At 59.5% G+C, this 24,373-nt stretch carries 23 protein-coding genes and 1 tRNA gene; 14 read left to right on the top strand and 10 right to left on the bottom strand.

The features are described 5' to 3' along the window. Positions 1 to 20: 20 nt before the first annotated feature. The 7 genes from EV686_RS02790 to EV686_RS02820 form a co-directional block, all read right to left on the bottom strand. The gene (locus EV686_RS02790) at positions 21 to 1,337 is read right to left on the bottom strand and encodes an ABC transporter permease subunit (protein WP_165972473.1); all 1,317 of its coding nucleotides are present in this window, start codon (positions 1,335 to 1,337) and stop codon (positions 21 to 23) included. Next, on the bottom strand, positions 1,327 to 1,833 hold the full coding sequence (locus EV686_RS02795) for a (2Fe-2S)-binding protein (protein ID WP_132473249.1): 507 nt from the start codon (positions 1,831 to 1,833) through the stop codon (positions 1,327 to 1,329). The genes EV686_RS02790 and EV686_RS02795 overlap by 11 nt, the downstream gene beginning before the upstream one ends. Beyond that, on the bottom strand, positions 1,830 to 2,702 hold the full coding sequence (locus EV686_RS02800) for an FAD binding domain-containing protein (protein ID WP_132473251.1): 873 nt from the start codon (positions 2,700 to 2,702) through the stop codon (positions 1,830 to 1,832). The genes EV686_RS02795 and EV686_RS02800 overlap by 4 nt, the downstream gene beginning before the upstream one ends. Beyond that, complete coding sequence (locus EV686_RS02805) at positions 2,699 to 5,059, bottom strand: xanthine dehydrogenase family protein molybdopterin-binding subunit (RefSeq protein WP_132473253.1); 2,361 nt, start codon at positions 5,057 to 5,059, stop codon at positions 2,699 to 2,701. The genes EV686_RS02800 and EV686_RS02805 overlap by 4 nt, the downstream gene beginning before the upstream one ends. Beyond that, the gene (locus EV686_RS02810) at positions 5,056 to 5,739 is read right to left on the bottom strand and encodes an isochorismatase family protein (protein WP_132473255.1); all 684 of its coding nucleotides are present in this window, start codon (positions 5,737 to 5,739) and stop codon (positions 5,056 to 5,058) included. Before EV686_RS02810 ends, EV686_RS02805 begins: the two co-directional genes overlap by 4 nt. 73 nt (positions 5,740 to 5,812) lie before the next feature. Then, positions 5,813 to 6,937 (bottom strand): ABC transporter substrate-binding protein, encoded by a 1,125-nt coding sequence (locus tag EV686_RS02815; RefSeq protein WP_132473257.1) that lies wholly within the window; start codon positions 6,935 to 6,937, stop codon positions 5,813 to 5,815. Positions 6,938 to 7,210: 273 nt separating this feature from the next. Then, positions 7,211 to 7,927, bottom strand: coding sequence for a phosphoribosyltransferase (locus tag EV686_RS02820; RefSeq protein ID WP_132473259.1), 717 nt, complete (start codon positions 7,925 to 7,927; stop codon positions 7,211 to 7,213). Between the two features lie 176 nt (positions 7,928 to 8,103). Between EV686_RS02820 and EV686_RS02825 the strand changes: the two genes are divergently transcribed. The 11 genes from EV686_RS02825 to EV686_RS02870 all read left to right on the top strand — a co-directional run bounded on the left by EV686_RS02825 (position 8,104) and on the right by EV686_RS02870 (position 17,518). After that, on the top strand, positions 8,104 to 8,997 hold the full coding sequence (locus tag EV686_RS02825; RefSeq protein WP_132473261.1) for an alpha/beta hydrolase: 894 nt from the start codon (positions 8,104 to 8,106) through the stop codon (positions 8,995 to 8,997). 569 nt (positions 8,998 to 9,566) lie between these two features. Beyond that, positions 9,567 to 11,273 (top strand): sodium:solute symporter family protein, encoded by a 1,707-nt coding sequence (locus tag EV686_RS02830; RefSeq protein ID WP_132473263.1) that lies wholly within the window; start codon positions 9,567 to 9,569, stop codon positions 11,271 to 11,273. Further along, entirely contained in the window at positions 11,270 to 11,401 is a 132-nt protein-coding gene (locus EV686_RS18780; RefSeq protein WP_243650714.1) for a putative transporter small subunit, read from the top strand. The genes EV686_RS02830 and EV686_RS18780 overlap by 4 nt, the downstream gene beginning before the upstream one ends. Before the next feature lie 46 nt (positions 11,402 to 11,447). Next, positions 11,448 to 11,523: transfer RNA gene (locus EV686_RS02835), tRNA-Lys, on the top strand. Between the two features lie 290 nt (positions 11,524 to 11,813). Next, positions 11,814 to 12,140 carry an amino acid synthesis family protein gene (locus EV686_RS02840; RefSeq protein WP_279389441.1) on the top strand — a complete coding sequence of 109 codons (327 nt, stop codon included), beginning with the start codon at positions 11,814 to 11,816 and terminating at the stop codon, positions 12,138 to 12,140. Positions 12,141 to 12,393: 253 nt separating this feature from the next. Then, the gene (gene tnpA / locus EV686_RS02845) at positions 12,394 to 12,792 is read left to right on the top strand and encodes an IS66-like element accessory protein TnpA (protein WP_132473265.1); all 399 of its coding nucleotides are present in this window, start codon (positions 12,394 to 12,396) and stop codon (positions 12,790 to 12,792) included. Beyond that, on the top strand, positions 12,789 to 13,136 hold the full coding sequence (gene tnpB, locus EV686_RS02850) for an IS66 family insertion sequence element accessory protein TnpB (protein ID WP_132473267.1): 348 nt from the start codon (positions 12,789 to 12,791) through the stop codon (positions 13,134 to 13,136). Before tnpA ends, tnpB begins: the two co-directional genes overlap by 4 nt. A gap of 57 nt (positions 13,137 to 13,193) precedes the next feature. Continuing rightward, complete coding sequence (tnpC, locus tag EV686_RS02855) at positions 13,194 to 14,732, top strand: IS66 family transposase (RefSeq protein WP_132473269.1); 1,539 nt, start codon at positions 13,194 to 13,196, stop codon at positions 14,730 to 14,732. Beyond that, positions 14,687 to 14,980 (top strand): hypothetical protein, encoded by a 294-nt coding sequence (locus EV686_RS02860; protein ID WP_132473271.1) that lies wholly within the window; start codon positions 14,687 to 14,689, stop codon positions 14,978 to 14,980. The genes tnpC and EV686_RS02860 overlap by 46 nt, the downstream gene beginning before the upstream one ends. Positions 14,981 to 15,126: 146 nt before the next feature. Continuing rightward, the gene (locus EV686_RS02865; protein ID WP_132473273.1) at positions 15,127 to 16,284 is read left to right on the top strand and encodes an NAD(P)/FAD-dependent oxidoreductase; all 1,158 of its coding nucleotides are present in this window, start codon (positions 15,127 to 15,129) and stop codon (positions 16,282 to 16,284) included. Between the two features lie 250 nt (positions 16,285 to 16,534). After that, positions 16,535 to 17,518, top strand: a complete 984-nt coding sequence (locus EV686_RS02870; RefSeq protein ID WP_132473275.1) for a Bug family tripartite tricarboxylate transporter substrate binding protein — start codon at positions 16,535 to 16,537, stop codon at positions 17,516 to 17,518. 106 nt (positions 17,519 to 17,624) lie between these two features. Here EV686_RS02870 and EV686_RS02875 read toward each other — a convergent pair whose 3' ends face one another. Together EV686_RS02875 and EV686_RS02880 are read right to left on the bottom strand one after the other, a co-directional pair. Next, entirely contained in the window at positions 17,625 to 18,608 is a 984-nt protein-coding gene (locus tag EV686_RS02875) for a Bug family tripartite tricarboxylate transporter substrate binding protein (protein ID WP_132473277.1), read from the bottom strand. Between the two features lie 69 nt (positions 18,609 to 18,677). Next, complete coding sequence (locus tag EV686_RS02880) at positions 18,678 to 19,667, bottom strand: Ldh family oxidoreductase (RefSeq protein ID WP_424451069.1); 990 nt, start codon at positions 19,665 to 19,667, stop codon at positions 18,678 to 18,680. Between the two features lie 302 nt (positions 19,668 to 19,969). On the opposite strand from EV686_RS02880, the gene EV686_RS02885 reads away from it, so the two are divergent. Continuing rightward, positions 19,970 to 20,941, top strand: a complete 972-nt coding sequence (locus EV686_RS02885) for a Bug family tripartite tricarboxylate transporter substrate binding protein (protein ID WP_165972474.1) — start codon at positions 19,970 to 19,972, stop codon at positions 20,939 to 20,941. Positions 20,942 to 20,984: 43 nt separating this feature from the next. Further along, positions 20,985 to 22,220, top strand: a complete 1,236-nt coding sequence (locus EV686_RS02890; RefSeq protein WP_132473283.1) for a metal-dependent hydrolase family protein — start codon at positions 20,985 to 20,987, stop codon at positions 22,218 to 22,220. A gap of 79 nt (positions 22,221 to 22,299) precedes the next feature. Here the strand turns inward: EV686_RS02890 and EV686_RS02895 are convergent, their stop codons facing one another. Beyond that, positions 22,300 to 23,481: an NAD(P)/FAD-dependent oxidoreductase gene (locus EV686_RS02895; protein WP_132473285.1), complete on the bottom strand. Its 1,182-nt coding sequence runs from the start codon at positions 23,479 to 23,481 to the stop codon at positions 22,300 to 22,302. A gap of 92 nt (positions 23,482 to 23,573) precedes the next feature. Here EV686_RS02895 and proC point away from each other — a divergent pair, with 92 nt between their 5' ends. Beyond that, on the top strand, positions 23,574 to 24,368 hold the full coding sequence (proC, locus tag EV686_RS02900) for a pyrroline-5-carboxylate reductase (RefSeq protein WP_132473287.1): 795 nt from the start codon (positions 23,574 to 23,576) through the stop codon (positions 24,366 to 24,368). The last annotated feature ends 5 nt before the right edge of the window (positions 24,369 to 24,373 follow it).

A 24,373-nucleotide genomic window follows, 5' to 3' on the forward strand; every position in this document is an offset into this window, starting at 1 on the left:
TTTGCGGGTGCGTTGAGTCTTCAGGCGCCGAACTTGGCGCGCGCCACTTTTTCCAGGATGACGACCAGGCCGTAGAAGGCCAGGCCGAAAATGCAGAGCACGGTGATCGAAGCCAGGATCAGCGCGGTATCCGCCTGCGCTGATGCGAACAGGATCAGGTAGCCCAGCCCTTCCTGGGAGGTAATGAATTCGCCGACGATCACGCCGATGATGGCGAAGGTCGTGGCGATCTTCATGCCGCTGAAGATGTACGGGATGGCATGCGGAAAGCGTACGGACACGAAGGTCTGCCACGAGGATGCCGTCAGCGCGCGGCACAGGCGCAGCAGCGACTTGTCTACGTTGTCCAGGCCCGCGAGCGCCGCGATTACGATGGGGAAGAAGCTGATGAATACCGAGAAGGTCAGGCGGGACTCATAGCCGATGCCGAGCCACACGATGAACAGCGGCGCGAGCGCGATCTTGGGGATCAGCTGGAAGAAGACGACGTTCGGATACAGCATGCTGCGCATCAGGCGCGATGCGCTGAGCAGGGCCGCCAATGCCACGCCGAGGAAGGTCGCGATGATGAATCCGACCACGCTTTCCCATACGGTGGGGTAGGCGTGGTGCAGCAGCAGCGGCATGGTTTCCATCATCCTGTCCCATACCGCGCTGGGCGCCGGCAGCAGGACGGGCGATATCTGGAAATAGCGCGTGACGCCTTCCCATATCAGCAGGCACAGCAGGGCGAATGCCACCGGCAGAACGATGTCTCCCGACATGAGCTGGCGCAGCCGCTGGCCGAGCACCGGCAGCAGCAGGGACATCGGGTTCAGCGCGGGCGCATCCGGGATGGCCGCGGCGGATGCGGGGGCGGCTGTTCCGGCGCCTTCGGATGCCTCATGCTTCGGCTCGAGCGCCGCCTGCAGGCGGCTGGCGAATACGCCGGTCAGCTGCGCGGCGATGTCCTGCACGATCTGCCCTTTCGAGAACTGGGCCAGCATGCCGCTCAATGCGATCTGGGCGTTGATGATCATGCGCGATCCCTCGCTTTCCGGGACGACGCGGTACTGCATCTTCATCTGCGCGCGCGAGCTGCTTTTGGGGTCCACTCCCTTGCCGTCCAGGCTGGCCTGCATGGACTCGTCGTCGCGGGTGATGGTTGCCTGACCGTCGAAGCCGACGGAGATGGGGCCCAGGCGCATGGACAACCTTCCCTTGGCGGAAGTGCCGTCCTCGTTCGTTTCCAGTACCTCCGCGCCGGGCAGGCAGCTGGCGACCAGTCGGATGTCTTTCAATGCCGTCCAGACGTCGGCGGGCTTGGCAGTCAGAGAGAATTCTTGACTAATTTCCATGGGGTGTTTCCTGGGCTGAAATTGTAGATTCGGAAGCGAGTGTGTCGGCTGCCTTGCAGACGGCGCGCACGATGCCGGCATATCCGGTGCAGCGGCAAATGTTGGAGGAGAATGCGTGCCGTATGCCTTCCGGCGTGATGTCGGCCTTGCGGCGCAGGTGGTCGTGCGCGGTGATCAGCATGCCGGGAGTACAGTAGCCGCACTGCAGGCCGTGCTCGGTGTGGAAGCCCCGGCACAGCGCATCCATGACAGGATCGTCCCGCAGGCCTTCCAGCGTCGTGATCTGAGCGCCGTCGCATTCCACGGCCAGCGCGATGCAGGCGCGCGCCGTCTGCCCGTTGAGCAGAATGGTGCAGGCGCCGCAGACGCCGTGTTCGCAGCCCAGGTGCACGCTTTTGGCGCCGATGCGCTCGCGCAGGAAGTCGGCCAGCAGCATGCGCGGTTCCACGGATGCCGTGATCTGCCGGCCGTTGATGGTGAGGGTGATCTCGTTCATGAGGATTGCTCCAGAGTGGATGCCTTGCCGGCCAGCGCCTGCCGGGCCGCGCGCAGCACGCAATTCGTCCAGCTGTGCTGCTCCCACGGTTCGCCCGCGCGGGACGCCTGCGCCAGGTCGGATGCAATGGCTTGCGACAGCTCGGCTTTCAACTGGTCCGTCCAGCCGCCGGCCCGCGCCAGGATGCCGGCCGTGGTTTCGAGCAATACCGGCGCGCGGTTGCCGCCGCCGAGGACGGCGCGGCTGACATTGCGCTCCGTATCCCGCAATACGCCCGCCAGGCTGCTGGCGTATTCACCGGGCTTCTGCATGATCTTGTAGTAGCCCCAGTCGCACGAGGAAGAAACGCGCGGCACCTCGACCGCCACCAGCAGTTCATTCTCCGGGTTCAGCGCGGTCTGGTAGGGGCTCTGCACGAAGTCGCGCATCGGAATGCGGCGTGAGCCGTCCGGCCCCTGCGCGATGATGGTGGCGCCGGCCGTCAGCATGGCCGTGACCCAGTCGGTCGAAGCATCCGCCAGGGACAGGGCGCCGCCCACGGTGCCGCGATTGCGCACGGCGCGGTAGGCGATGCCGGAGGCGACATGGCGCAGCAGTCCGCCGCAGGCGTCCGGCACGGCTCCGTCCTCGAACTGGGCGTGCGTGAGCGCCGCGCCGTAGCGTATGTGGTCAGGGCTTTCCTCCACGCGATGCAGGCTGTCTATCTTCTTGATGTCCACCAGGTGGCTGACAGGCATGATCCTCAGATTCAGCATCGGAACCAGGGACTGGCCTCCGGCCAGCAGCCGCGCGCCGGGGAAGGCGACCATCGTGTTGATCGCGTCTTCGATGGACTCGGCGCGATAGTATTCGACGGGCATCGGCTTCATGGCTGCTCCTTGTCTTCTGCGGCCAGGATGGCGGATAGGATGCGCCGTGGCGTCATGGGCGTTTCGTTGATTACCGCGCCCAGCGGCCGCAATGCATCGTTGACGGCGTTGGCGATGGCCGCCGGCGCGCCGATGGCGCCGCCTTCGCCCATGCCCTTGATGCCGTATTGCGTGTAGGGGCTGGGATTGACCAGGTGTTCCACCCGCACGTCCGGCACCTCCGTAGGGCCTGGCAGGACGTAGTCCATGAAGGTCGAGGCCAGGGGCTGCCCGTAGTCGTCGAACGGCATTTCCTCCAGCAGGGCGGTGCCGATTCCCTGCGCGACCCCGCCGACGATCTGCCCTTCGACGATCATGGGATTCACGATCGTGCCGCAGTCATGCACCACGACATAGTCGAGCAGGGAGACCAGCCCGGTTTCGGCGTCCACCTCCACTTTCACGGCGTGCGAGGCATAGGAGAATGCGCCGGTGGAGATCTCGGGCTGGTAAGTGCCGGAGATTTCCAGGCCCGGGTCCTCGCCGGGAGGCAGTTCCTCGGGGTGTTGCAGCGCTGCGCGGGCGATGCGGTCCAGTCCTACGCTGCGTTCGCCGCACCATGCGGCGTTGTCGCGCAGCTGCACGTCATCTTGGGCGCATTGCAGCATGTGGGCGGCGATGCGCTTGACCTTCTCCGCCATGCGCTTGGCCACGACGCCGACCGCGCCGCCGGCCATCACCATGCTGCGCGAGGCGAACGTGCCCATGCCGTAGGGAGAGACCGCGGTGTCGCCGTGCCGCACCACGACTTTCCTGGGGTCGACGCCCAGCTCGGATGCGGCGACCTGCGCCAGCGACGTTTCCAGGCCCTGCCCGTGGTTCTGTACGGCCGAGGCGATGACCAGTCCGCCGTCGGGCATGAACTTCAGCGTGGCGGCCTCGTATCCGTAGACCTCCGTCAGCTTGCGCGTCAGCCATTCCTGCGTGCCGTGCGCCGTCTGCTCCACATAGGTGGCGAAGCCGAGGCCGATGTATTTTCCGTCGCCGCGGGGTTGTTCCTGCTCCTTGCGGATGGCGTCCTTGCCGATGAGCTCGGCCGCGCGCTTCAGGCTTTCCGGATAGTCTCCGCTGTCGTACAGGCGGCCGACGATGGTCTGGAACGGCATCTGCGTGGACTGGACCAGGTTTTCCATGCGCACGTCGTAGGGATCGCGGCCGACGGCGCGGGCGATCTCATCGATGGTGCGCTCGATGGCGAAACAGGCGCCGGGCCGGCCGACGCCGCGGTAGGGGCCCAGCGGCGGCTTGTTGCTGGCGCTCGACAGCCCTATGCCTTCGTAGGCAGGCACGTTGTAGGGGCCGGGCACCATGCCGTTGGCCATATTGCCTTCCATGGCGGCGGACCAGGGCCAGATGGAGTAGGCGCCGGCATCCACGACGACGCGGGACTCGATGCCGAGAATGCGTCCCCGCTCGTCCGCATAGGCGCGGATTTCGTAGTCGTGTTCGCGGGCCTGGGGCGAGGAGATCAGGTGTTCGCGGCGGTCTTCGATCCATCGGACGGGATGGCCCGTCCTCAGCGCCAGGGCGGCGATGGCGACCTCCTCCTGCTGCAGGTTGTTCTTGACGCCGAAGCCGCCGCCGACGTCGACGGCGACGACGCGCAGCTGGCGCTCCTCCAGGCCCAGCAAATCCGCCAGAATCGTGCGGATCACGTGTGGGAATTGCGTGGAGCTGTAGACCACGAGTTCGTTGAGCCGGTGGTCCCAGTAGGCCATGACGGCGCGTCCTTCCAGGGACACGACGGACTGCCGGTTCATGCGGCAATGCATGTCCACGGTGACGTGCGCGCTGTCCCTGGCGGCCTGCAGGTCGCCGCCTTTCAGGTGATGCGTGTAGTAAAGATTGTCCGGCCATTCGGGCCGCACGCGCGGCGCATCGGACCGCAGCGCCGAGAGCATGTCGACGACGGGCGGAGACTCTTCGAAATCGATGAAAATGGACTGCGCGATATCCTCGGCATCGGCGCGAGTCTCGCCGATGCACATGGCGATGGGCTCCCCGACGAAGCGGACATGTTCGTCCGCCAGAACCGGATAGTCCGACTGCCGGAAGGCGTCGTCGCGCAGGATGGCGCGCACCGGTTTGACCTGCCCGAGGTCGGACAGCAGGAATACCTTATCGCGACAGGACTCGTCGATATCGATCGATGTCATTCTTGCGTTGGCCGTCGGGGAACGCAGGAAGGCGACATCCTTCACGCCGTTGATTTCCAGATCGGCCAGATATTGGCCGCGTCCCTGCAGGAAGCGTTGGTCTTCGTTGCGCAGCACCGACGCGCCGATGCCGGCATGGGTGGAAGAGGATGGCGTACTCATAGTCCCTCCAGCAGCGCGACGATCTCTTCCGTCGTGGTGGTCCACCCGAAGAATGTGCGAATGTTGAACACGGATGCGTCGTAGATGGACTGGCCGCCGGCTTGCGCGGTGGCGTCCTCGACCATGACGGCGAAGAACTCACGGTGGAATGCGTCGCGGACCGCGGTTTCCACGCAGACATTGGTATTGACGCCGACGAAGATCACTGTGTGGATGCCATGCGCGTGCAGCATCATTTCCAGGTTGGTTCCCGCGAACGCGCTGTAGCGCGGCTTCTCGACGATGGGCTCGCCGGGCAGGGGAGCCAGCGGCTCGACGATGGCATGGTCCCAGGTGCCGCGGATCAGCAACTGGGCGCCTGGATGCTTGCGCATGTATTTCAGCGGATTGGACTTGTGCCACATGGGCGAACAGGTCGTTCCGGCCTCGGCCAGCCCGGGGTTCCAGCCGTTCCTGACATGGATGACCATCATGCCGGCGGCGCGTGCCGCGCTGACGACGCGCGAGGCGCGCTGGATGACGGCTTCGCTTTGGGAAATGTCGAATCCCATCAGGTCCAGGTAGCCGCCTTTGGACAAGTAGCCGTTCTGCATGTCGATGACGATCACGGCTGTGCCCTGGCGGCTTGTTTCCAGCGGTTCGGGAAGCGTCGGCAAACGCAATGTTTTGCAAGCTGTCATGGTTGGATCCGCAGGTAGGGAAATGTGGGACGGCGGCAGTGGTGACGCTGCCGCCGTGTCGGCGCATTGCGGCTCAGCCGCCGGTCATGGCGATGTAGGGAGCAAGGCTCTGGCGGATGGTGGCGAGCTCGCTGTCCTCTATGCGCAGCTTGCCCACGAACCGGTTCGTGGCGATCTGTTCCGCCTTGGGAAGAGGAGCGCCTTCGGGCAGGGCGCCCGCATCGGCGGCCATCTTGATCATGGCGTCGATTTTTGCGAGGTCGCTGTGGCCCATGCCGTGAGTGAACATCTCTTCGCCCATCATGGTGGCCTGAGCCAGGCCCTGGGAGAGAATGGCGTTTTCCTTCCCGCCCTTCGTCAGTCCGATCTCCGGCTGTTCCTTGTACAGGATCTCCAGGGATTCTTCCGGGTTCTTCAGCGTGTAGATGACGGACTCCAGAATGCCGTCGACGACCGCCTGACAGAGTTCTGGATCCGACTCCACGGTTTTTGTGGGCGCAATGATCTGCGAGGCATACAGGTTGACGCCGTATTTGCTCCAGGGGATGAAGCGCACGTCCACGCCCAGCGATTTCAGCACGGGCAGGCTGGAAGTGGCGATGCCGGTGGTGGCGTCGACCTGCTTCTCGATCAGCGCGCGTTCGACCATGCGGGCATCCAGTTGCTGGCGCGTGGTCTTGGACAGGTCGATGCCGGTCTTTTCGGCGAAGGCCGGCCAGTATGGTGCCTCGGCGGAGGTGGCGACGATGCCGATGCGCTTGCCGGTAAGATCTTTAGGGTCCTGGATGGGAGAGTCGGCCAGGACGATGTTGCCCATCGTGGAGTCATAGGCCACCGTGGACAATATCTGCAGCGGCAGGCCGCGGGCGATATTGACCAGCACGCCACCGAAAAACACGACGCCCAGGTCGAACTGGCCGTTGCCGACCGCCTGCGCGGCGGCTACCGAGCCATTGCCTCGCGAAACGGACAGATTGATGCCTCGCGATGAGAAAAAGCCTTTTTGCTTGCCGACGATGGGCCAGAAATTGGAGCCATTGACGACCCAGGGCAGAGTGATGCTGATGTTGCGGGTGCGGGCGATGGCCGGCATGCCGATCAGTCCCGTTCCAAGCGCCATGCCGGCCGCTGCGGTTTTGAGTACGTCGCGGCGGCTGATGCCGCCGGAGAGGTTTTTCTTGTGTGCTGCAGTGTCCATTTCATGCTCCAGAGGTGGTGAATGGCTAAAGAAACTGCGCAAGAGTATCCGAAATCGTATACGGATTTGAGCAAGTATACGGAAGAAATATGGTATACGGAATCGGATAATCCCTTATAAGCGCAAGGGTTGGAAAGCAATAACCGTGCCATGCAGGCTCCCAGGGGAAGAGGAGGCCGGCAGGCTGGAATTTCGGGCTCGTGGCGTTATGTTGGTGCGTATCGAGAGGCAACTCCCGCACCGGAATGGCGCGGGATGATTGGCCGGACAGCGTCACGGCAAGGGCGCCCAGCCATCGGGAACAGCTTGCAGCAATGGGCTGTCGAATACATGGACCAGGCGTTGCGCCCGTTCCGGCCCCAGCTTGTCCCGCCAGACGCTGCTCTGCCGCATGACGACGCCGCAGGCGACGACCTCATCGGCCAGCGACTCGATCATGTCCCAGGGCGCCTTGAGCGTATTGCCGCTGCTGATGGCATCGTCGATCAGCACGACGCGCTTGCCGCGCACGAGAGGCACGAGGTTCGGGTCCAGGTAGACGCGTTTCCCGGGGGCGGGAGACGTGATCGAGGATACGCTTCCGGACAGTTCGTCGTCGTACCAGAATTTCCGGGAGTAGCCCAGCGCCACGTAGCGGGCCTTGCCCAGGTGTCGGGCGACCGTGGGAGCGAAGGTCAGTCCCAGCGTGGGCAGTCCGATGACGGTATCCGGCTGCAACGGCGCCAGCTGTTGAGCAAGCATCAGCGCCAGGGCTTCCGCGACATCGAAGGACGCCTGCGTACAGATCAGGGAAGCGGCTGCCCGGGATGGATTGTCCCGGAATGGCCGGATGGGCAGCATCAGGAATCGTCCGTCGGGAAGGCGGGCCGGGTAGCCGTAGCGCCATGGCGGGGACAGTTCTTGCGGCCCAAGCGCATCGCCAGGCAGGATCTGCTGCCAATAGTCCGTGGTCGGCTCGGTGAAGTGCGAGGTCGGTGCAGTAAATGTCACGGTCGGAATGTCACGGTCGTTGTGGAACCAATGAAAGGGGCCTATTCTACTGTACTAGTCTGGCGCTGGGGGATCCGGTTTTCCCCTCGCTGAAAATGACGGTCGTGCCTTCGCCCTGGCGCATCTGAGCGTGATGGGCGTTTTGATTTTTGCTGTTTCATGACGGAGGAATACATATGCCGCAACCACTTCAGGATTTACCGTGGCGCGCCCTGGACCGGGAGGCATTGGAATTTCATTTCAATCCCCGGGTGTCGGTGCCCGACTTCGCCCGCTACGACCAGGAACGCACGGGGTTGAACGAGGCTGCGCTGGCGGAGTGTTCCCCCTGGCTGGACATCCCCTATGGCGACCATCCTTTGCACAGTCTCGACATCTATCCGGCGCAACCGGGGGCCGGCGGCGAGGAGGGCGCTGTGCATGTCTTTTTCCATGGCGGCTATTGGCGCGCGCTGGACAAGGCGAACTTCGCCTTCATCGGCGGAGCGCTGGCCGAACGGGGAATCACGACGGTCATCCCCAACTATGAGCTGTGTCCGGCATCGACGCTGGACGAGGTCGTGGCTTCCGCCCGGGCGGCCTTTGCCTGGATCTGCGCCAATATCCATCGCTACGGCGCAAGCCGGGACAAGATCAGCCTTTCGGGGCATTCGGCCGGCGCGCATCTGTCGGCAGCCATCCTGTCGGCCGACTGGAACGGCGACCCTTCAATTCCGTCCGCATTGACTGGCGTGCTGCTGGTCAGCGGCGTTTTCGATCCTTCTCCGGCAATGATGACCAGCCTGAACGACGACCTGCGCCTGAGCAGGGAAATGGCGGATCGCAATAATATGGAGAACTGTACGCCGCGGCTCAAGGCGCCGGTGACGCTGGTGGCGGGGGCATTGGAGCCGGCGCACTGGCAGGACATGACGGTGCGGTATGCGGAACAACTGCGCCGAGCGGGCTATGCGCAGGTGGATATGCACATGTTGCCGGGCTGTCATCACTTCAACATCCTGGATGGCTATCTGGACGAACACGGGATCATGCGGAAGGCGATTCCGGGAGCTGCCGGCGATCCTTCGTAGAGCGGCTTTGTAGCGCCAGGCCGATCCGCCCAAGCCTGAGGGCGCACTTTTGGAAGAAGAAAAGCACTTTCGTGCATCTGCTGGTTTTTAGCGCAGGATATTTGTGCTACAATCATTCGAGTTGAAATTATTATATCAACAATCATTCTGATTGATTTCAACTGACCGGTTTTCGCAGGGGGAGCGGAATCCGGAAAGCAGGGCAATTCGCATGATCCGCCTGGCCGGGATATGCCCATTCATCCCGCAGGCTCCCCGGAGATATGGCATCCGCCACTATCGGCATAAGCCGATGGCTGGACAGGCTTTGGCCGTCGCCCGGTCAGTCGATTCAAATCCCTTTGCGCAATCCATGAATTGCCAAGGGCGATTTTTTGCCGCCGGGCCGCCCCAAGGCAAAAAGCACCCCCTCGGGGGGCAGCAAGCCGAAGGCGCAGCGTGGGGGCCTTTTTTGCCGCCGGGCCGCTCCCTAGGCAAAAAGCGCCCCCTTGGGGGGCAGCAAGCCGAAGGCGCAGCGTGGGGGCATTTTTTGCCGCCATATCTCGCAGTAATGCAAGGAATCGCAGCAAATGCAGGAAAGTGCTTTTTATCAGTTGTCGACTTCGACGGCGATCCTATTGCTGGTCGGGTTTTATGTCCTGACCTTCCTGATGTCTCTGACCATCGTGCGGCGCAACGAAAACGCAGACGCCTACATGGTGTCCAACAGCGCCATCGGCTTCGGCATGGCGGCTGCCAGCATGATGGCGACCTGGATATGGGCGGCATCGTTCTATGCCAGCGCTACGTCGGGTTACCGTTATGGGCTGTCCGGGCCCATTCACTACGGCATGTGGGGCGCGTTGATGATTCTATTCATCTATCCCTTCGGCCGCCGTTTCCGCGAACTGGCGCCCGAGGCTCACACGCTGGCCGAGGTCATGCACGCTCGCCACGGCAGTTCCAGCCAGATGATCATGGCCGTGTCCAACCTGGTGGGAAGCTGCATCAGCCTGATGGTCAATTTCAGCGCGGCGGGAGCCTTGGTGGCGGTTCTGTCACCCCTGAGCTTCATCCAGGGTGTCATCATCGCGGGCGTAGGCGTACTGGCTTATACATTGTGGTCCGGCTTTCGCGCTTCGGTCATGACGGACTTCGCGCAGTTGGTCGCCATGATTGTATGCGCCGCGGTCATCATTCCCATGGTGTATTTCAGCGCGGGAGGCAGCGAATTGCTGCAGACTGGCATGAGCCGGCTGACCGAAGAACAGGCCAGCCTGTTCTCGAAGACAGCCTTTCTGGAACAGGGGGCGCCATTTTTCGTTGCCGTGCTGGCCTACGCCATCGGCAACCAGACTATCGCCCAGCGCCTGTTTGCCGTGCGACAGGATCTGATCAAGCCGACTTTCATTACCGCCACTCTGGGCTACGGCGCAATCGTGATCGGCCTGGGCATGATCGGTCTGCTGGCGTTGATGGCGGGCGTCGTACCCATTGACGGCGATACGAACAACCTGATTCCGCAGATGGCTTCGACCTATCTGCCTCCGTTCGCGATCGGTATGTTCTTCATCCTGGTGGTGGGGTCGCTGTCCTCGACCGCCGATTCTGACCTGTCCGCGCTGTCGGCCATCATGATGACCGATGTCTACGGCAAGAATCTCGCGCGCGGACGGCCCAACCCCAGGTTGATGCTGTTGCTGGGCCGCGTCACCATGATCGTGGCCACAGTGCTGGGTATCGTGTTCGCCAGCCTGAGGCTGGACATCCTGGTGGTGCTGGTGTTCGTCGGCGCCCTGTGGGGAGCCATCGTATTTCCCGTCATTGCCAGCTTCTACTGGGATCGCGTGACCAACCGGGCGTTCACATCGTCGGTTCTGGTTGCGGTGAGCCTGTTCTGCATTGCGCGCTTCGAGCTGCTGCCTGTGCAGGGCATGTTCGCCGCTATGCTGGAAATCATAGCTATCGTCGGCGCCGGAGTCGTCATCGGGCTGATGGCGTTCGGTTTCCTGGGCAAGCGCATCGGCCTTGCGGCCGGCGCAGCCACCATGGTGGTTCTGGCTCCCTATGCGTTCGGCGAATTGCGTCACTACCTGGTATTGCTGAGTTCCCTGGCCGCCTATGGCGCCAGTGCAATTGTTTGCGTGAGCGTGAGCCTGCGCAGCAACGAGCGATTCGATTTCAGCCAGCTTTCCCGTCGCGTGCGCAGTTTCCACGATGAGAGAGGCGGGCAAAGTGCCGCGGCTGTCCGGATCGCACCCTCTTCTTCACCTCTTATGGAAGGAGCGAAATCATGAGTACTTTTCTTCTGACCGCCTATATTCTGGTTTGGCCGCTGGTTTCGGCAGTGCTTCTGGCTGTACTGTGCATCGCGTTGTGGCGCGACGCACGCGAGGCAAAGCGCCTTGGGCAGGACTTGGTTTGACAAAAGTAGGCGTTTTAGCCCATAATGATGGGCTTGAGTTTATCGTGGGGTGATAGCTCAGTCGGTAGAGCACCGGACTTTTAATCCGTTGGTCCTGGGTTCGAGTCCCAGTCACCCCACCAGAAAACTCAATGAAATCAAGCAAAAAGCGCAGCCATACTGGTTGCGCTTTTTGTTTTTGCGGTCAAATATTAGACAGTGTCTAATATCCAGTAGTGCTGGATACCCATTACTTGAAAAGGGATGAATAGCGAAATTTTCTCTGAACCTAGATTTTGCAGACCAGGTCTTCGGAAAAGCTCACGCTGTCGCCAACCGCTGCGTCGGGGCCGCAGGAAATCGGCGGCTGCGCTTTATAGCCGATTGCCCGCTGCAAGTCTGCAAGAAGCTGTTAAATGTTGAGTCCATTTACGTGGGGCTGAATGGCGAGATGGTGCACGGGGCCATTTGGCACGAGGCGGGAGATTGGTCTATGCGCGCCGCGCTGCCTAGGGCTAAGTCCATCGTGCCAGCAGCCAAAGTCGTTTCGTCCGTAGGCGCCCGTCTGCAGATTCCCTTGCACCATATTGAAGCCTGCTACATAAGAAGCCACTTCAGTACCATGGACGTGGGTGCTATCGAAAGTCCTCGTCCAGATGAACTGCTCTATGCCTTGGTGGTTTCCACGGGATCGCGCATACATGAGCGTTTGGGCGGCCTGCGCGCGAATGCTATTTCAGTCGGCGACGGCCAGCGCTAATCCTGAGAGTGGAGGCTCTACGAATTACCTTATTGCGTAAGAGTAAGGTGCTTGACCGCAACGGCCTGCCTGGACGGCATATTGGAAAGTGGAGGAGCTTTGCCGTTGAAGCAGACTGATTTGGTGCCCGTTCCGGCCGTGCGCTTTTCGGAGGCCTCCGATTTCGTTATTGTAAGCGTCATGTGAAGGCCGCCTAGTCGCGACGGCTGAATCAGTTCAAAGTGGTGCCCACCAAAAAGTAGTGGGGATCACAATGTCTACAAGTGAAGTGCGGGTCTCAAACCGCAAGGGTCGACCCAACTATCCACTTGCCTACAAGCGTGAGGTGGCGATGGCGGCGTGCGCACCGGATGTTTCGGTCGCGAAGGTGGCCCTGGCCCATGGGCTGAACACCAATATGGTGTTCAAGTGGCGACGGGAGCTGCGTGCCGGCTTGCTGGGCAGCACCGATGGCTGTGCACTGGTGCCGGTGACGTTGCCGCCGGCAGGCGCAATAAAGGCCAGTGACCAGAGCGAGCCGGAATCGGTCGATAGTACGCTGAAAATGGATAGCCGCATCGAGATCGAACTGAACGGGGCGTGCGTGCGGGTGCACGGCAAGGTGGATCCGATCCAGTTGCGTCTGGTCCTACGTTGTCTGATGCCGGTATGATCGCGCCACCCTCAGGTACACGCGTCTGGCTTGCCGCAGGCGTGACTGACATGCGTCGCGGCATGAATGGACTGGCAGCACTCATACAAACTACGCTGGAACACGATCCGTTCTCGGGTCATGTTTTTATCTTCCGTGGCCGGCGTGGTGATCTGGTCAAGCTGCTGTGGTGGAGCGGCGACGGGATGAACCTATACGCCAAGCGGTTGGAGCGTGGTCGCTTCGTCTGGCCGCAAGCCCAAGACGGCAGTGTGCATTTGACGGGCGCGCAACTATCGATGTTGCTCGAAGGCATTGACTGGCGCCGTCCAGAGCGCACCTGGCAGCCAACCAGGGCAGCCTAGGCATAGACCGGTACAAAGCTATTTCCACGGTAAGCGCCTTACTTTATACTGGCGCGCATGCCCGCCACCGCCTTACCCAACGACATCGATACGCTCAAGCGCATGCTGGTCTCGCGCGATGAGACCATTGCCAAGTTGGTGGCGGAAATTGCCCGTCTGAAGCGCTGGCAATATGGGCGCTCTTCAGAGCGCATGAGCGAACTGATGGATCAGTTGCAATTGGCGCTGGGTGATCTCCCCGAAACTGCCGACGAATCATTGCTCGTCGCTGAGGCACCCGCTGATACCTCGCCGACGCAGCCGTCTAATAACATCACCGTCTTGCGTCGCCGGCCTCGCGCCTTCCCCACACACCTGCCGCGCGAAACGATTGTTCATGCCCCCACAGCGTGCGGGTGCCCGCACTGTGGTGGCCAACTGCGCACGCTGGGCGAGGACATCAGCGAAACGCTTGACTACGTGCCGGGCTACTTCAAGGTGCACCGACATGTGCGGCCCAAGCTTGCGTGCCGGACCTGCTCTCATATCGAACAAGTACCTGCGCCTTCGCGCCCGATCACACGCGGCATGGCCGATGCCGGCTTGCTTGCGCAGGTGGTTGTGGCCAAGTATGCCGATCACACCCCCCTGTACCGGCAGGAGCAAATCTATCGTCGTGCCGGCGTTCAGCTGGAGCGTGCCACGCTGGCCGCATGGGTACGGGAATCGAGCTGTTTACTGGAACCTTTAAGCAACGCGCTGGGCCCTTACGTACGCCAGGCCGAGAAGATCCACACAGACGATACGCCCGTGCCGGTTCTTGATCCGGGGCGGGGTAAAACTCGCACCGGGCGGCTGTGGACCTATGTGCGTGATGATCGACCGGCCGGCAGCCGCGCTCCGCCTGCGGTCTGGTATCAGTACTCGCCGGATCGCAAAAGCGAACGACCTCAAAAACACTTGCAAGGCTTTAGCGGCATCCTGCAAGCAGACGCCTATATTGGCTATGGTGCTCTGTACCGTGGCGGGCAGATCGTGGAGGCGGGCTGCTGGGCGCATGCCCGGCGCAAATTCTATGACCTGTTCAAACATGAGCCTTCGCCCATCGCACAAGAGGCATTAGCCCGCATTGGCGCCTTGTACGCTATTGAACGGGAGATCCGAGGTTGTGCCGTGGCGCTTCGCCAATCGGCTCGCCAACAGCAGGCCGCGCCGCTGCTGGTCAGTCTAAAGGACTGGCTGGAGCAAGTGCTCGCGACGGTCTCGGTTAAATCCGAACTGGCCAAGGCGATCAAATATACGCTCGGGCATTGGGCGGCACTGACCCGTTATTGCGATGATGGACGCATCGAGATCGACAACAATACGGCCGAGCGCTCGATTCGCCCGTTGGTTCTTGGCCGGCGTAATTATTTATTTGCCGGCTCCGATGGCGGTGGGCACAGCGCGGCGGTAATCTATAGCTTGATCAGCACGGCGCGGCTCAACGACGTGGAGCCCTTCGCCTATCTGCGCGCCGTGTTCGAGCGCATCGCTGACCATCCAATCAATCAAATCGACGAGTTGTTGCCGTGGCGTCTGGACCTGCTAAACGAAAGCCTGCCCAAGGCGGCGTAAATACCTCTGATCATCGGCATATTGATGCGCTGATCAAGGGTGAGGGCCATGTCATGATTGGGGCGATCCAGCCGGTGCGTAATGCCGCAGTCGCCTATGATGGCAAACAAGCCGTGGCCATGCTGCGTTACCGGCCAAATGAACCTCTGAGCTCAATCTTAAAACGACTTGATACCGCCATTGCCACCGCCCAAGCCAGCGGCGAGCGTGTCGATGAGTGGAATCAGCCTGGCGTGAACTGGACCTAAGCTATCTAGGTCGTCAAGACGGCCTTGGAATGACGCTTACTCGCTATTGCAAGTTGTGATGATTTGTCGTTATAAATTGGATCCATCATTTTATCCTATAATACTATGCCACCACTGGATGGCGGTAACTCTGAAGAGGAAATGAAATGGCGGATGTGATCATTATTGGCGGCGGCGCTATTGGCGCCAGTATCGCGTTGTTCTGCAAACAGAAAGAGCCTTCGCTGCGTGTCACCGTGATCGAACCTGATCCATTCAGCGATTTGGCCTCGTCCGCCACCTCCGGCTCCGGCGGCTCGCGCCGCCTGTTCTTCTGTCCGGAAAATATCGCCATGTCCAACTTCAGCATCGAATACATGCAGTCGCTGGATGCCTCGGCGGAATCGCCATTTGCCGGGGTTGACTGGCATTCTCGCGGCTATCTTTTCATCGTTCCACCCAAGGGCATCGAGTTGCTCGAGTCCAATCTCGAGATCCAGCACTCCATGGGTGTGGAAGCATCGTTGTTCACGCCTGAACAGATCCAGGAGCGCTTTCCAATGATGCGTGTCGACGATCTGGGTGCGGGCGTATTCTCGCCACGGGATGGCTGGTTCAATGCTCAAAAGTATTGGGCTCTAATGGTGCAAAAGGCGCGCGATGCAGGTGTGGAGTTTGTGCAGGATGCCGTGGTCGGTTTCGATGAAGGCGAGCGTCTTGTAACGGCTGCCAAGCTGCGCTCGGGGCGGAGCTTGCGTGCCGATTTCTTTGTCAATGCTGCCGGTCCGTGGGCGCAGCAAATAAGCCAGATGATTGGGATGCCGCTACCCATCAATCCGATGGTGCGCTACGAGCATAACTTTACAACCGAGTTTTTCCAGCCGAACATGCCTTACGTCAAAGATCTGCAGGGCTTGGCCATCCGTTCGACCAACAGCGGCTACTCGGGAGGACTGGTAGATACCAAGACGCCGCGCGGCTTCGCTCAAGCGCTCGATGTCAACTGGTTCGATCGCATCGTACGCCCCGCTGTGAACTGGCGCTTTCCCGGTATGGGTGAACTGCAGTTGACCAAATCATGGTCAGGTCTGTATGAACAGTGCGACCTCGATGGCAATCCCATCATTGGCCCCTGGACGGGGAAGCGTGACAACTTCATCGTTGCTGCCGGATTTTCCGGTCACGGTCTGATGCATGCTCCTGCTACCGGGCTGGCCGTGGCCGAATGGATCGTGGACGGCCGTTATCAAACGATCGATCTGACGCGATTTGGCCACTCCCGCGTGGAGCGCAACGAGCCTTATAAGGAGCGGGGCATTATTTGAGCCCGTCTTTCCGTCCTGTGGCGAGGCTGGACCAGGAGAATGGCAGGGTTGACTGCGAATGCCAGTGATTCCGCCCTGATTGCAGGCTACGATATCGCCGTCTGCTCCGCTGCAAGGAAACCAGAAGATCCCAAGGTTCTGATGTGGAATAAGGGTAAGTTTTGTTATTTTCTGGATCCAATTTCGGATAATATAAATCAAATCAACTTTGTAGCCCATTAGCCCTTATGTCAAGAAAGAGGAGTCCATCATGACCATGACCCGACGTACCGTACTGTTAGGTACGGCAACTGGCGCGCTGTCGTTTGCTGCAAGAGGCGTGTTTGCCAGCAACTTTCCCCAACAACCCATCAGAATCATTGTCCCGTACGCTCCAGGCGGCATTACCGATATTCTGTCCCGCCTGATCGCAGACAAAATGAGTGACTCATTGCCCGGCGCCAGGGTCATTGTGGATAATCGTCCTGGGGCAGCCGGCCTGCTGGGCACAAACCAGGTCGCGAAAGCGACGCCCGATGGCTATACAATCCTGATGGGATCAATCGCGCCTTTGGTCATTGCCAAGATTGCAGCCAAGGATCTTTCTTACGATCCGTTCACTGATTTCGTTCCCATTACGCAGATCGCATCGGCCCCCCTGATACTAGCTGTGAATCCGGCCATGCCAGTCTCCAATGCTCCAGATCTTATTGATCTTCTGAAGAAGAACCCGGGCAAATATAATTACTCCAGCGCAGGAGCGGGAGCCCCCAGCCATCTCGCGTACGAACTGTTCAGAAAGCGGTACGACGTCGATATGGCGCATATCCCCTACAAGGGCACAGGCGCGTCGCTGGTTGATCTGGTTGCCGGCGAGGTTCAACTGACTATGGATTCGGCCGCCGGTCTTCTGCCTTTTATCAAGTCCGGCAGACTCAAGCCTCTTGGCGTAGCCGCCAAGACGAGAAGCCCGCTCATGCCCGACGTTCCCTCTCTGGAAGAGCAAGGGCTTGGCGAGTTTGATGTAAGCGGCTGGTATGGATACTTGGCACCGACTGGCACGCCAGCGACCATCATTGAAACGCTAAGCGACGCCATCAATAAAACGGTCGCCTTGCCGGAAGTCACTCAGCAGATTACCGAGTTGGGAGCCATTGCCAACGCGACATCTCCGCAGGCCTTCAAACAGCTCTTGCAAGATGAATACACGCGCTGGCGTCCTATTGTCGAAGAACTCGGCCTCAAGTTTGGCTGACAGGCGAATGCAAGAGCGGGATTGATCAGGAGCGGGGTACCTGACTGCTGATCCAGCAAAAGGATCTCAGCAGGCACTCCGCACACCGGTATTTGTAAACGAAAGATTAATTGGTAGCGATGTTGGCGGCCTTGATCAAGGTTCCCCAACGAAGGCTTTCATCCTTTACCAGCTTGTTGGCTGCGGCAGAAGATTCATAGTTGACCAGCCCGCCGGTCTGCTTGATTTTTTCTGAGATGTCGGCGTCGGCAAGGGCGGCTTCCAATGCCTGACTCAGCTTTTCGACAATATCGGCTGGAGTATCAGCCGGTGCGGCCAGGACAGTCCATGAGGTAGCCTCGAGCTCCGGATATCCGAGTTCTCCCACAGTGGGCACTTCCGGCAAGTCGGTCAGTCGATTCTTGGAGGTCACGGCAAGCGCGCGAAGACGTTTTGCCCGGATCTGGCCTGTCGAGTTTGTAGCTTGGTCAAACATTATGGCGACATGGCCACCCATCGTATCGTTGAGTGCCGGCGCGTTCCCTTTATAGGGAACGTGCGTCAGCTTCGTCTTGGTCTGATCCATGAACAGGGCGCCCATCAGATGGGTCGATGTGCCATTCCCAGCGGATGCATAGGTAAGAGAACCCGGCTTCGATTTGGCTAGTGAAATCAGGTCGCTCAAGGATGTCGCCGGAAACTCCGGCGACACGACGATGACGTGAGGAGTATCATAGATTCGTCCAATAGCGGTGAAATCCTTTTCGGGCTGGAAAGACATATTGGGGTAGAGATGGGTGTTCACGCTCATGACTCCCATGCTCCCGAACAGCAGTGTGTAGCCGTCGGGTTTGGCTTTGGCTACCGCTTCTGCGCCGATGTTGCCGCTGGCCCCGGTCTTGTTTTCCACAATGACTGACTGGCCCAGCTTGGCGCTCATGCCGGTTGCGAGTATGCGTGCCACAACATCGCTGCCGCCGCCCGCGGAAAACGGGACCACAATGGTCAAGGCGCGTTCGGGGAAACTGGATTTGGATTGCGCAGCTTGCGCGGGTATCACCGCAGTACACAGGCTCAGTGCAATGAGGATCTGGCGTCGCTTGTTATGCATGTGAAAGCTCCGTAGAATGGCATGGATGAATGGCGCGACAGTATCGGGGCAGGGCCGCGTCGGGAATAATCAGAGGGCTTGGATCAGATCGAGCATTGCCTGAGGTGAAACGGCAATGCCCTGTGTGGCGGCTTGCTTGCGGATGGCGTATCGCCTGTCGCCGGGTAGCCGTTGTTGGCCGCTATCATGCAATGCCTGGACGAGAGATTCGATGCGTCCGGTAAACCCCGGGCCTGCCGAATGGGACGGGTCGATGCAAAGAAGAAACTGCCCGGCGCGAGACGTGTGCGCGTCGGGATATTCGGAACGATCGATTTCCCAGGAAAACGCACCTCCCGTCAGACCAGCGGCAAGGATCTCGATCATCATTGCAATGGAAGACCCCTTGTGTCCGCCAAATGGAAGCAAGGCACCGCCCGCCAGGATGGCATGAGGATCTTGCGTAAGCTTCCCGTGTTTGTCGACACCCGTGCCTAGTGGAACTTGCTCTCCATGGAGAGCGGCGAGCTGCAGATCTCCTTTTGCCATCAGGCTGGATGCCTGATCAAAGACAATCGGATCATGTCCTGAACGAGGACAAGCAAATGCCAGGGGGTTCGTTCCGTACAACGGTGTGCTACCGCTGTGGGGAGCCATATGGCTGATGCTGTTGACAGCAGTGAGTGCGACGAATCCTTGTCGGGCGAAAGGCTCGACGTCCAGCCACAAGGCTCCAAAATGGTGAGAACGACGAACCAGCAGAGTCGCTACACCATAGACTCTTGCCCGTTCTTCAATCAGCGGTCGCGCGACCTGAAGCGCACATTGGGCGAAGCCATTGCGGGCATCGATGACTACCGTGGCCCCCTTTGATGTCACGACTTCAGGGGCTGCAGCACCATCAACCCAGTCAGTGCCCAAAGTGGCGATATATGCTGGGACTCGATACAGGCCATGGCTCTTGGCGCCGTCCTGCTCGGCCAGGGCGCAGGTACGCGCCAGGATCCGGGCGGTGTGGCTGGCCGCGCCAGCGCGTTCAAAGATCTCTACAAGAAACGATGTCAGCTGTTCGGCTGACATATGGCATGGAGCATCGTTGGCTGCACAGCTTTCAAGATAGGCAACGATGGCGTTGTAGGTGTCACAGCTCGATGGGTTCATTGATACTCTCTTCAGATACGGGAAACTGCCCATGCCTGGAATTATGCTGCAAGCATGTTTATAGTATCCAAGTTTGGATCCTATAAGTATGGGGTTTTCCCTTGAACTGACAAGTGTTTTGAACCATCGCATTCGATCATGTTAGGGGTTAACTCGGATTCATTAATGGATCCAAAATGGGTTCCAATAAGAACACCATCAATGCCTGTAAGGAGGCCCCTATGAAATATATTCTGCGCAGTGCATTGACAGCGATGTCGCTCTGCCTGTTGCCGCTTGCCAATCCGGCCAGCGCTGCCGACTATCCCGAACGCCCCATCCGTCTCATTGTGCCTTATTCTGCCGGGGGCATTACTGATGTGATAGGGCGTATTGTGGCGATGCCCGCGAGCGAGGTGCTGGGGCAATCGGTGGTGATCGAAAACAGGGCGGGCGCCGGGGGCACCATTGGGACGAATCAAGTCGCCCGGGCTCCTGCCGATGGCTATACGATTGTGTTGGGGGCCTTGTCTCCGCTGGTGATCAGCAAGATCACCAACAAAGAGCTGCCCTATGACCCGTTTACAGATCTCAAGCCGGTCATGCAAGTGGCGCAGTCGTCGCTGGTCCTTGTCGTGAATCCCGAGCTGCCTGTCAATTCGGTTCAAGATCTGGTGAAATTACTCAAGGAAAAGCCAGGCGCATACAGCTATGCAACCGCCGGAGCAGGCACGCCCAGTCATCTGGCGGGCGAACTGTTCAAGACCATAGCAGGAGTGGATGCGCCTGCCATTCATTACAAGGGTTTCAGCCCGGCGTTGCAAGACTTGCTGGGCGGCCGCATCCATTTCACCTTTGACTCTATCGGCACACTATTGACGCAGATCGCGGACGGCCGCGTACGCGCGCTGGCCGTCGCCGGCGATACCCGAAGCCCTCAGCTTCCCGATGTGCCGACAATGGCTGAGTCAGGATTGGGGGAAGTCAGCGTCGCTGGCTGGTACGGAGTACTGGCCCCGGCAGGAACACCGGATGCCGTCGTGAACAAGCTGAATCAGGCATTTGTTGCCGCGGTGGGGCAAGAGCAGGTAAAGCGCCAGTTTCACGATTTGTCATTGCAGGGCACTCCCGGGAGTCCGCAAGATTTCGCTCAACTGATGCGCTTCGAATACGAGCGCTGGAACCCCATCGTCAGCCGTCTGGAACTTGAGTGATAGATTGTGCGCGGGCATGCCTGCGCACAAAAGGAGGCATGAAATGCAGGGTGAGTATATTTTCAAGGGAGGAAGGTTGCTCGTTCCTCAGAAGGACGCGCTTGTGGACGGCTGTCATGTCCATGTGCGCGGCGGGACGATCGTAGCCGTATCCGACCAACCGATTCAGGCCGAGGGCGCCCAAGCCATCGACCTCAAGGGAAAGACGTTGATGCCAGGCCTGATCGACGGCCATGTGCACATTTACATGAACGAGCGCAACATCGCCGCCTTGGCGGATGTCAACCCGACTTATATGGCGGCCAAATCGACCGTGGTGCTTCGTGGCATGATCATGCGTGGCTTCACCACAGTGCGCGACGTCGCTGGCGGCGACTACGGTATGCGCGATGCAGTCAATGCCGGGTATGTCACTTCGCCCAGATTATTCGTTGGCGGCAGGGCGATCAGCCAGACCGGGGGGCATGGCGATTTTCGCAGCAGGGCCAATACCGGCTATGGATGCGCCTGCTGCACGGGGCTGTCCTTGTTCGCTGCCATTGCCGATGGATTACCTGACGTCATCAAGGCAACACGAGAAGAACTGCGCCGTGGTGCTGATCACATCAAGATCATGCTGAGCGGCGGAGTCGCTTCGCCAAACGATCCACTGGAGAGTCTTCAATACAGGGAGGACGAAATCTCGGCTATTGTCGAAGAGGCGGATCGTTGGGGGGTCTACACGTGCGCGCATGCCTATCTTGACGACGCGATCGAAAGAGGGGTGCGCCTGGGAGTTCGGACCATTGAGCACGGAAACTTCGTGTCTGATGCCACAGCCCAACTGATGAACGAAAAGAGCGCCTTCCTGGTGCCGACCTTGATCGTGTATCAGAAGAACAAGGAGCTTGGCCCTGCTTCGGGCAAATCCGAAGAAAGTTTGCGGAAAAACGACCTGGTCCTGGAGGCAGGCTTGCAGGCGCTCGATACATGCAAGCGTAATGGCGTTCAAATCGGCTATGGAAGCGATCTGTCAATGCACACGCAGCAGTTTCAATGCGATGGCCTGAGCCTGCATGCGCAAGCGCTGTCGAATGCGGAGGTCATCCGTTCTGCAACTCTGGTCAATGCCGCCATTCTTCGCCAGGAAGGCAAACTGGGGGAAATCGTTCCGGGCGCCATCGCAGACTTGCTGGTAGTGGACGGTGATCCCTATCAAGGCCTGGAGATATTCGACGCCGAAGGCTCGAATCTGCATGTCATCATGAAGGAAGGGGAGTTCGTGAAGAACCTGCTGTAAGTCGCAGCATCGAGGTTGCAGTCCCGGAAAGTTTGAGCCCCCGTATCTTTTGCGGATCCGGGGGCTCATCTCAGTCGGACTATAGAATTCCCGTCTCGCTGTATGGCGTATTCGTTTCGACGCGTTCATAGCCCAGGCGCGTCAGGTCGATGGTCGTAAAGCGGCCATCGACAATAAGCTCGGCAATACCGAGTCCGGCTGCCGGTGCATGCATCATGCCATGGCCGGAGAAGCCCGCCACCGTATATAGATTCTTCAACCGGGAGTTCCAGGAGCCAATCACCGGATTTAGATCCAGCTCATGCTGCTCGTACAGGCCAGACCAGGTACGGTGGCACTTGGCTGCTTCCAGCGGCGGAAAGCGGTGTGCTACGGCAGGCCAGACGACATTTTCGAAGTAGTCGTGATCGACTTCGAAGTTGAAACCGCGTTTTTCATTGCCGTCCACCAGCCCACCGGAAAAACCTTTGCCTTCCGAGCGAAAGGCAAGGCGGCTCAAATCCTTGACGTAGGGAAGTGTCTCGATCGGATTGCCACTGGTGAAATAGTGTTCGAAACGCCGCATTGGTACTACGGCCAGTGGCATGCCGAAGAACTCGGCTACCAGTCCAGCCCAAGCACCGGCAGCATTGACGAAAGCGTCGCCCTGGATATATGCACCGCTCTCGAGCGTGACGCTTTGCGCCTTTGTATTGCTGACTGAAGCGCTGGCAACTTTGTCCTGTATATACTCGGCCCCCAGCTCAACCGCCTTGCGGCGAAAGCCCCACAGCAAGCCGTTAGGGTCGCACCAACCGTCCTCAGGTGTATGCGCGGCGGCGCCCAGGTCGTCCACATAGATCGATGGAAAGCGTTCTTTGAGTTCAGCTGGCGTGAGCAAATCCACTCGCGCACCATGTTCGCGTTGCACGGATACGTTTTCTTCCAGCAGTCCGATTTTTTCGGGTGGCACAAGGAACAGATAACCTCCGTCCACCCAGTCGATTGGCGCTGGCCGGCCATTGGCGGTCATGGTGTTTTCAAAGTCTTTGAGGAATTCCAAGCTGTGCAGGGACATCTCGATGTTTTCGGGACAGGAAAACTGGACTCGGCAACCGCCCGAGGCACGCAGCGTGGAGGAGAACTCATAGCTGGGATCCGGTTCGATCACGCACACGCTGATGCCTGGTGCCTTGCGCAAGATGTTGTAAGCCGCGCTGGATCCCATGATGCCACCGCCAATGATGACGACGTCATACCGTTGTGCCGTAGGTTTTTTCATCGCTTACGCCTTGTTATATGGATATTGGATGACAACTAATGTATCCTATCTTGGATCCAATGTAAATAATATCCATCAAGGAAGAAACTACCATGAGCCTAACGGCACTTTTCCTCGGCTACGGAAGAATGGGGGCCTCGCTGGGCGAGGCCTGGATTGAAGCGGATTTGGTCCAAAGAATCGATGCTGTGGATCCTCACCGTGCACAGGATGTCAAAGCTCGCGTATATCGTAGCGCAGCCGAGTTGCCCGATACCATCTATGATCTGGTGATCGTAGCCGTCAAACCAGCCATGGCGCGCGAGGCATTGGCAGCCGTATCTATCGCGCGGCTGAGAAATGCCTCTATCATATCGGTAATGGCCGGCGTCTCTATTGCTACGCTGGAACAGGCTCTGCCTATTGCATGTCCGGTTGTGCGCAGTATGCCGAATACTCCAGTGATGGTTCATCAGGGCTGCGTTGGCTTGTTTGGTGGCATCAGCGTGACGTCGCCGCTACGGGATAAGATTTCTCAGCTATACAATGCTGTAGGCAAGTCCTACTGGGTGGAAACCGAGGAGCAGCTTCATGCGATCACGGCGCTCAGTGGAAGCGGCCCTGCCTATTATCACTTATTCAGCGAAGCATTGGCCGACGCGGGGGAGAGACTGGGTTTGCCAAGCGAGTTAGCCAAACAGCTTGCTGCTCAGACAGCGCTCGGCGCGGCAACGTTGCAATGCGGCGACGGCGCCAATTTTTCCTCGTTGCGTCAGGAGGTCACGTCTCCGAATGGCACTACCCATGCCGCCATCGAAGTGTTCGAGAAGGATAGTGCGCTTCGGTGTCTAGTGACTGAAGCAGTAGTCAAAGCGCATCAACGGTCCATTGAACTGTCCCAGGGTTGAAGCCG

Source organism: Paracandidimonas soli (assembly GCF_004342005.1).
In the GTDB taxonomy this organism is placed as follows: domain Bacteria; phylum Pseudomonadota; class Gammaproteobacteria; order Burkholderiales; family Burkholderiaceae_B; genus Paracandidimonas; species Paracandidimonas soli.

Coding starts and splice junctions, on each gene's coding strand:
- EV686_RS02790 (WP_165972473.1), bottom strand. CDS start 1,337: ATGGAAATTAGTCAAGAATTCTCTCTGACTGCCAAGCCCGCCGACGTC.
- EV686_RS02795 (WP_132473249.1), bottom strand. CDS start 1,833: ATGAACGAGATCACCCTCACCATCAACGGCCGGCAGATCACGGCATCC.
- EV686_RS02800 (WP_132473251.1), bottom strand. CDS start 2,702: ATGAAGCCGATGCCCGTCGAATACTATCGCGCCGAGTCCATCGAAGAC.
- EV686_RS02805 (WP_132473253.1), bottom strand. CDS start 5,059: ATGAGTACGCCATCCTCTTCCACCCATGCCGGCATCGGCGCGTCGGTG.
- EV686_RS02810 (WP_132473255.1), bottom strand. CDS start 5,739: ATGACAGCTTGCAAAACATTGCGTTTGCCGACGCTTCCCGAACCGCTG.
- EV686_RS02815 (WP_132473257.1), bottom strand. CDS start 6,937: ATGGACACTGCAGCACACAAGAAAAACCTCTCCGGCGGCATCAGCCGC.
- EV686_RS02825 (WP_132473261.1), top strand. CDS start 8,104: ATGCCGCAACCACTTCAGGATTTACCGTGGCGCGCCCTGGACCGGGAG.
- EV686_RS02830 (WP_132473263.1), top strand. CDS start 9,567: ATGCAGGAAAGTGCTTTTTATCAGTTGTCGACTTCGACGGCGATCCTA.
- EV686_RS18780 (WP_243650714.1), top strand. CDS start 11,270: ATGAGTACTTTTCTTCTGACCGCCTATATTCTGGTTTGGCCGCTGGTT.
- tnpA (WP_132473265.1), top strand. CDS start 12,394: ATGTCTACAAGTGAAGTGCGGGTCTCAAACCGCAAGGGTCGACCCAAC.
- tnpB (WP_132473267.1), top strand. CDS start 12,789: ATGATCGCGCCACCCTCAGGTACACGCGTCTGGCTTGCCGCAGGCGTG.
- tnpC (WP_132473269.1), top strand. CDS start 13,194: ATGCCCGCCACCGCCTTACCCAACGACATCGATACGCTCAAGCGCATG.
- EV686_RS02865 (WP_132473273.1), top strand. CDS start 15,127: ATGGCGGATGTGATCATTATTGGCGGCGGCGCTATTGGCGCCAGTATC.
- EV686_RS02870 (WP_132473275.1), top strand. CDS start 16,535: ATGACCATGACCCGACGTACCGTACTGTTAGGTACGGCAACTGGCGCG.
- EV686_RS02875 (WP_132473277.1), bottom strand. CDS start 18,608: ATGCATAACAAGCGACGCCAGATCCTCATTGCACTGAGCCTGTGTACT.
- EV686_RS02880 (WP_424451069.1), bottom strand. CDS start 19,667: ATGTCAGCCGAACAGCTGACATCGTTTCTTGTAGAGATCTTTGAACGC.
- EV686_RS02885 (WP_165972474.1), top strand. CDS start 19,970: ATGAAATATATTCTGCGCAGTGCATTGACAGCGATGTCGCTCTGCCTG.
- EV686_RS02890 (WP_132473283.1), top strand. CDS start 20,985: ATGCAGGGTGAGTATATTTTCAAGGGAGGAAGGTTGCTCGTTCCTCAG.
- EV686_RS02895 (WP_132473285.1), bottom strand. CDS start 23,481: ATGAAAAAACCTACGGCACAACGGTATGACGTCGTCATCATTGGCGGT.
- proC (WP_132473287.1), top strand. CDS start 23,574: ATGAGCCTAACGGCACTTTTCCTCGGCTACGGAAGAATGGGGGCCTCG.